The organism is Xanthovirga aplysinae (assembly GCF_009711365.1).
Taxonomy (GTDB): domain Bacteria; phylum Bacteroidota; class Bacteroidia; order Cytophagales; family Cyclobacteriaceae; genus Xanthovirga; species Xanthovirga aplysinae.
Genome location: NZ_SMMB01000998.1, coordinates 1 through 6,436, shown reverse-complemented (window position 1 = coordinate 6,436; position 6,436 = coordinate 1). Strand labels below are relative to the sequence as shown.

At 36.7% G+C, this 6,436-nt stretch carries 8 protein-coding genes and 1 pseudogene; 1 reads left to right on the top strand and 8 read right to left on the bottom strand.

What is annotated here, in order from left to right:
- Positions 1-697: pseudogene (locus E1171_RS10000) on the bottom strand (PD40 domain-containing protein); the annotation flags it as partial.
- 171 nt (positions 698-868) lie between these two features.
- Between E1171_RS10000 and E1171_RS09995 the strand changes: the two are divergent.
- Positions 869-1,186, top strand: coding sequence for a hypothetical protein (locus tag E1171_RS09995; protein ID WP_155205862.1), 318 nt, complete (start codon positions 869-871; stop codon positions 1,184-1,186).
- Between the two features lie 328 nt (positions 1,187-1,514).
- Here the strand turns inward: E1171_RS09995 and E1171_RS09990 are convergent, their stop codons facing one another.
- The 7 genes from E1171_RS09990 to E1171_RS09960 form a co-directional block, all read right to left on the bottom strand.
- Positions 1,515-2,408 carry a PD40 domain-containing protein gene (locus E1171_RS09990; protein WP_155205861.1) on the bottom strand — a complete coding sequence of 298 codons (894 nt, stop codon included), beginning with the start codon at positions 2,406-2,408 and terminating at the stop codon, positions 1,515-1,517.
- Positions 2,409-2,594: 186 nt separating this feature from the next.
- On the bottom strand, positions 2,595-2,960 hold the full coding sequence (locus E1171_RS09985; protein ID WP_155205860.1) for a hypothetical protein: 366 nt from the start codon (positions 2,958-2,960) through the stop codon (positions 2,595-2,597).
- A gap of 239 nt (positions 2,961-3,199) precedes the next feature.
- Positions 3,200-3,538, bottom strand: a complete 339-nt coding sequence (locus E1171_RS09980) for a PadR family transcriptional regulator (protein WP_155205859.1) — start codon at positions 3,536-3,538, stop codon at positions 3,200-3,202.
- Between the two features lie 586 nt (positions 3,539-4,124).
- On the bottom strand, positions 4,125-4,526 hold the full coding sequence (locus tag E1171_RS09975; protein WP_155205858.1) for a Rid family hydrolase: 402 nt from the start codon (positions 4,524-4,526) through the stop codon (positions 4,125-4,127).
- A gap of 18 nt (positions 4,527-4,544) precedes the next feature.
- Positions 4,545-4,781 carry a CBU_0592 family membrane protein gene (locus tag E1171_RS09970; protein WP_222931463.1) on the bottom strand — a complete coding sequence of 79 codons (237 nt, stop codon included), beginning with the start codon at positions 4,779-4,781 and terminating at the stop codon, positions 4,545-4,547.
- Positions 4,782-4,786: 5 nt separating this feature from the next.
- Positions 4,787-5,635 carry an alpha/beta fold hydrolase gene (locus E1171_RS09965; RefSeq protein ID WP_222931462.1) on the bottom strand — a complete coding sequence of 283 codons (849 nt, stop codon included), beginning with the start codon at positions 5,633-5,635 and terminating at the stop codon, positions 4,787-4,789.
- Positions 5,636-5,728: 93 nt separating this feature from the next.
- Positions 5,729-6,292: a Crp/Fnr family transcriptional regulator gene (locus E1171_RS09960; RefSeq protein ID WP_155205856.1), complete on the bottom strand. Its 564-nt coding sequence runs from the start codon at positions 6,290-6,292 to the stop codon at positions 5,729-5,731.
- Positions 6,293-6,436 lie beyond the last annotated feature (144 nt).

The window sequence follows — 6,436 nt, the reverse complement described above, 5'->3', positions numbered from 1 at the left end:
AATCACTCGATCCATAGCCACCTTCAAGATTTTCCCCTCTGAAAATTAAATAATCCTCATTTGGAGAAATAAACGGGTCCCCTACTTTTTTATCCAAGTTGATAACATCGACTAATCGTTCTATTAGGTAAGTGGAATCTGTTTTAATCGCTTTATAAATATCCCCTGTCTTCCAACTGTTAAAATATATGTTACCCTTTTGGGTAAGCGAACTGTAATAGTCACCCTTTTCTGTTAATGAAACAAGTTGAGGAGTGCTCCATCCATTGGTAAGCCTTTCCACAAACCAAATATTGTTTCTTTTTACGAGAGAAGTATCATTTGTAGGTCTATTGGAAGTAAAGTAAAGGCGGGTTCCATCGGGTGAGAATATGGGATCGACATCTGAATACTCAGTTGAAAACTGGGCATAAGCAGGACCGGTCCAAGTATTGTCTGTTTTTAGTTCCATAAAAGCAATAATACTTCTTGCTGGAAAATTCACTGTATAATAAAATTCTGTACCATCAGGAGAAAATGTACCATTGTATTCGAATAGATTTGATGAGACAATTCCAGGAGCTAAGATTTGAACTGAATCTGTTGGTTTAATTCCAAAAAAAGGGCCTGATAGGTTTATTGAGTCATTATTAGAATTTGATGAGCACCCAGACAGCAGGCAGGTCACGATTATTATAATATTAATAGTATCTTTCATTTTTTGTCCATTTGGTTTATGTTTACTAAAGGCCTGGCTGGCTGCTGTTCTTTTTTAGTGTCGGCTTTTGTGCACTTCAAAAGTATGGCAGCTCACCATTGTATGTGCCCGTAATAGGCATCTTTTAATCTACCAAAAATAGGTTTATTATCTAGAAGGTGCAAGTGTCTTTTGCGCGGTGGATATAGCCGCAGCAATAGCAAGTTGCAAGGGGGACGTCAGGGATCCACTGAAGAAAGAAGGACTGCAAAATACGGTACTGAAAAACAGGAACCATTTAAGAAGCATGGCAGGTGGGGTGAGCAAGTACCTCCTTGTGAAGTCCAACTTGCCTCAAATGGAGGGAGGGCAAAAGCATTTGGACACTTGACATGTAGATGTGGCAGACATTGGAAAAAAGAAGATGCCTTACCCTGGGAGATCTTACCCGATTTTGGAGAGAAGTCGGCAGAGGCCAAAGTATCAGAAAGAAGAAGAGTTGAAGGTTAAACCGCTCTCAGTGATACTTGGAGGTGGAAGATGCAGATAGTTGTAAAAGCACAGCTAACCTCTTAGGCTTGGATTAGGAAGAGCTAGGAGAATCTTGTTATATGTTTTACAGCAACGATATTCACCCAACATGGAGCGGAAATCTATGCTAAACATATACAAAAGAAGTACGGAAAAGTAACCAACCGTCGTATATGGGGTAGAGGTTTAAGAAATGATCCATAGGAACATTTTTGCAAGGAGGCGGATTGCAGTGGAGGAAGTATGTCCGGTGGTGTGTGAGGCACACTGGTGATCATTTGACCGTCAGCTGTTTACACGATTGGCATTAGTTAACTTTTAATTCAGATTCAATATTAACCCATTTTACTTTCCACTTTTGGTCTGAATTATTTCCCGAAGTGAAGAAAAGAAATTTATTGTCAGGTGTTACATAAGGGTTGCCTTGTCCGAATTTATTAATTTTCTCATTTAGTATTTTTGTGTTCCCCCATTTACCTTTTCCATCATTAAAACTTATCATCAAGTCAAGCTGATGACCAATTGAAGCAAATATCAGGTAATCCTCCTTGGGCGAAAAATAAGGAGTACATTTCCCAACTTGTAAATTCACTGAAATTGGAGTTTTTTCTGCATTTTCAAAGCTGCCATTCACCTGATTTGAATGATAGATATCCATTTCGCTATAATCTAAATTACTAGCATGAAAATAGATTGTTCCAGAATTAGCTATTGTCGGATGAGAAACCAATTTATCTCTCAAGTTGGGAATATCAACAAAAGTTGGTTCATTCCATTTCCCATCAATTTTGGTCGATTTCCATATATGCCAGGTTTCTGACACACCATCAATATTTACAGGTCTGGTAGAGCTGAAGTAAAGTGAGTTTCCATCAGGAGAAAAGCTCATCCCGTGTTCACTATGGTCACTATTGAAAAAAGCCTTTTCGGCTTTAGACCAAGTTCCATTCTGTTTTTTCATGGCATAAACATCGAATTGCTCAAAACCCTTGTCGGAAATAGTGTAATAGTATTCTTTTAAATCAGGACTGAATATCCCTTTATGGATGAGTTTATTATTAGGAATAATAATTTCTTTAAATTCAATAGGAATATCACCAGGAATTTTTTCGGTTAAAAATCTCACTTTAATATTTTCGGTTTCATTTTTACAACTCAAAAAACAAATTGTAATAAGTATGATGATATTGAGTTTCTTCATTTTTCTAATTAATGCCAATTCCTGTATATGAATTTTAGCTTTTAGAAAGCAATATAGTAGCAATTCAGCACTTAGCCAATACGGTAGGTTGGCGTACTCATAATTAGTGATGAAAAACGAAAACTAACTTCCAAGCTAAGATTCCCTTTACCATGTGACCAGTTTTCTATTTTTTAACGGTAAGAACTAAGAAATTGATTTTTTATACATGGTGAAGAAGTAGAAAGGTAGAAATCCAAATGCAAATACAAATGACCCGAGCATTAACAAAAGGTCAGCTCCTTGCAAATGCATTAACTTGAATAGGCCTGATAATCCTGTTATTATAGCCGCTGCCACTCCTAAAATTATTTTCAATCTTACTGTAATCGCTTTAGATAGCGTAACCTTATATCTGTCAATGGCAAGAAGCGGTATGAAAACTAAGAGAAGTGTCAAGAAGCCAACAGTAAATAATTCTGTGCTAAAAGGCATTCGAAGTAACTTAAAAGTTACTCCAGCAGTCAATGTGATTGAGCCAATAAATCCAATCAAATACATTAGTTTTTTCATAATTATTATTCGTTTAGAGTTTAATAAAAAGATTGTTTTGTGTTGAATTTCAATAAGGCCGTTAGGCGCTAAATCTATTAAGGCTTTCTCTAGCAATTGCTCGAATGATTTATCTTTTCCCAATTCACTTTCTACAACACAGCACAAATGGTCTATAACATCATCCCGGAGTGTCCGGATTTTTAGTCCCTAGGAATCAACAAAATTTTTAATAATATTTTCTTGGTCAGTGGATAATTTCATGAAAAGTTGAATTGAGGAAAAACAAGTTTATTAATAGTTGCCAAAAAGTCTTTCAGCTCTGCGAGATATCTTACTTTTTCCTGTTTGCCTTTGGTAGTGAGGAAGTAGTACTTTCTTACTCTCTTTCCTATATACTCTTCTTTATATGAAAGAAGACCATCCTTAGTCATTTTTTGCAAAGCAGGGTATAAGGAGCCATCCTTTAGTAAAATTTTTTCATCCGATAGTTCTTTCACGCGTTGAAAGATCTCATAACCATACATCCTTTCATTTTCAGCTAATAAATTCAAAATGATTGCGGTGAGCGTTCCTTTAAGTAGTTCTTTTGAATACATAGTACAAATATATATAGATTTACAATACCTCATAATTCTATGTAAAATTTTTTCTAACTATTTACACAATGATTGATATCAGTCTGGCTTCTGGTTCAACCTTGATGTAATCAGATTATTGATGGGCGGTGTACAAAACCCAAGCATTACCATGTCCCAAGAGGGCTTCCTTTGAGGGATGACTTGGGGTAAGGGAGACTGCAAAACTAGGTAGTGAAAAACAGTACACAATAGGTGAAGGGTTGAAGGATAAACTACTCTGAATGATATTTGGAGATGGAAGATGCAAATAGTTGTAAAAGCACAGTTAACTCATAGTCTTGGATTAGGAAGAGCTAGGAGAGTTTTAATTTAGGTTTTACAGCCACGGCCTTCACACCACGTAGAGTAGAAATATATGCTGAACATAATCAAGGGAAGTACAGAAAAGTAACCATCTGCCGTATATGGGACTTAGTGTTAAGAAATGATCTTGAGGATCATTTTAGAGAGGATCCAGATGGTAAGGAAGGTGGTACATCTTGTGGTGTGTGAGGTGGACTGACGGTCATATGACCGTCAGCCGTCTTCACTAATGGCGCTAGTATTATTTACCAACGTATACTACCAAATCTATTTCAATCAGACTTGATTTCGGAATTAATTGTTGAACGCCTAGTGCTGTCCAGGCATGCTGATGTTTTGGCATAAGTTTGGCTTTAAGTTCCAGGATCTTTGGAAATTGCTCTTCCAAATCACCTACATGAAAAGAACGCATTTGAACTACATCTTCCCAACTGGCCCCTGCGTCTTTGATAATTCTGTCCAGATGCTTTAGTACATTTTCTAACTGATTATCAAAGTCCTCAGGGAATGTTCCGTCATCATTGGCTCCAATCTGGCCTGTCAAGAACAAAAAATCACCTGCTTTTGCTGAAAGAGATAAGTTAAAAGGTTTGAAAATCTGATACGTAGGATAAGGATTGAAATTTTGAATTTTGCTAGTCATTTTTGATTATATTTTTTGTTAAGAATTTGTTTTAAGATTTTTAATAAGGCTAATCATAGAGACTATCGTCCATGTTCCTTCAAGGATTATGAATGGTAAGAAGTTCAACAGGTAGGAAGAATAGGCGGCTAATGCTCCTCCTATGGTGTTCAAAATTCCACACCACAAACTTGATGGATTAATGACCTTAATAAGGTTCAGGAAATAGGCCAGTAGCAGTAGAAAAACTCCTACTGAACCAATAAAGGCATGCATACTCATTAATTTTCATTTAGAAATTTGAGAACTTCGGTCAAGTACCTTTCGGGAGCATCCTGTTGCACCCAATGAGATGCATTTTTGAGCCTTACTAATTTCGCATTAGGTATTTCTGAAGCAAGTCTCTCACCGTCCGTGATTGTTTGCCAAGGATCATCAACCCCCCATAGACAAAGTGTTTCGGCTTGAATAGTACCATGTCGATCTATCAATGATGTAGTGTGATTGGTATTGAGTGAAGAAGCATTACGAATCAAGCTCACCTTACCCATTTCTGTGATGTATGGCGCGATTATACCATTCTTGAAAGTTTCAGTAAGTTGGGATTTGTCTGTTAGACCAACATCATACCCTTCCAGAAGAAAGTTTTTTATTTCTTCTAAAGATTTATTGCTCCATTCAGGATTACCAAGTGCCAGCATATCATCAATAGGCCAGGAATCATAAGCTACTATATTGGAAAGAATAAGCTTTCTAACTCGCTCACCATTGTTGATCGCGAGAATCAATGAAACTCCCCCGCCTGTGTCATGTCCGATTAAGTGCGTACTTTCTATATTTAGATGATCCATCAATCGGAGGATCATTTTAGCCTGCACTTCAATCGATCTATCGAAGAAGTCTCTTTGGTCCGACCACCCATGGCCAATGAAGTCGGGAGCAATTACTCTGAAATGTTTGGATAACTCATCCATAACATTGTTGTAAAGAAAAGACCAGGTTGGGATACCATGCAACAATATCAACGGTTCTCCTGATCCAATGTCTGTGTATGCAATGTCTACAGGAACATGCATAATGTCATCAAGCATTACATGCTTTTGTCTTAATTTGAAATCTTCTTGTGTCATTTCTTTTTCCATGAAAAAATTCGTTTAATTACCGTTTAGCAATTTTTACGAAGAGGTTTTTCGGAAAAATTTAACAATTGTTAAAAAAGAAGATTAGTATTCTCCTCTGATGCGAGAAAGGGAAACTTGGGTCATGCCTAAGTAGGAGGCTATATGCTGAAGTTGGATCCGGTTAAAGATTTCTGGTTTTTGTTCAATTAATTGATTGTAGCGCTCCTTGGCCGTTTTGAAAAGATAAGAGATGAACCTTTCTTCCATTTTGATTAATTCTTTCTCTGCAAGTTTTCGTCCCCAGGTAGCCCATTTCAAATCACTTTCAAATAAGTGAAGAAGGTCTTTTATCAGAAAGGAGTGAAATAGACAGTCTTCCAAGAGTTCGACTGTCTCGTAGCTGGTTTTTCCAAACATATAAGTCCTGTATGGAAAAACGATATCGCCTTCCATGCCCAACCAGAAGGTGACTTCCTTTCCCTTGTAATGAGTGTAAGCTCTTACTACTCCCGACTCAATAATGTGTAAATAATGATGGTAAGATTTAGGATGAAAGAGTACTTTACCTTTTCTAAGGATTCTTTTGCTACCAAGTTTTAGCAAATGATCGATTGATGCATTGTCCAATTGGGATATTGATATAATGCTCTCCCTAGTATTTTTCATAGTTCAAATTATGATCATTAAGATCAAAAATAAACGAGTTTAGGGTTGACAAATTCTGACTGGCGTAATTATTATTCACTGTTAATTAAGTAATTGAAAACCCCTAAGTCTTCTGGTTTTAATTTGAATTTAGTGATCTTTTTT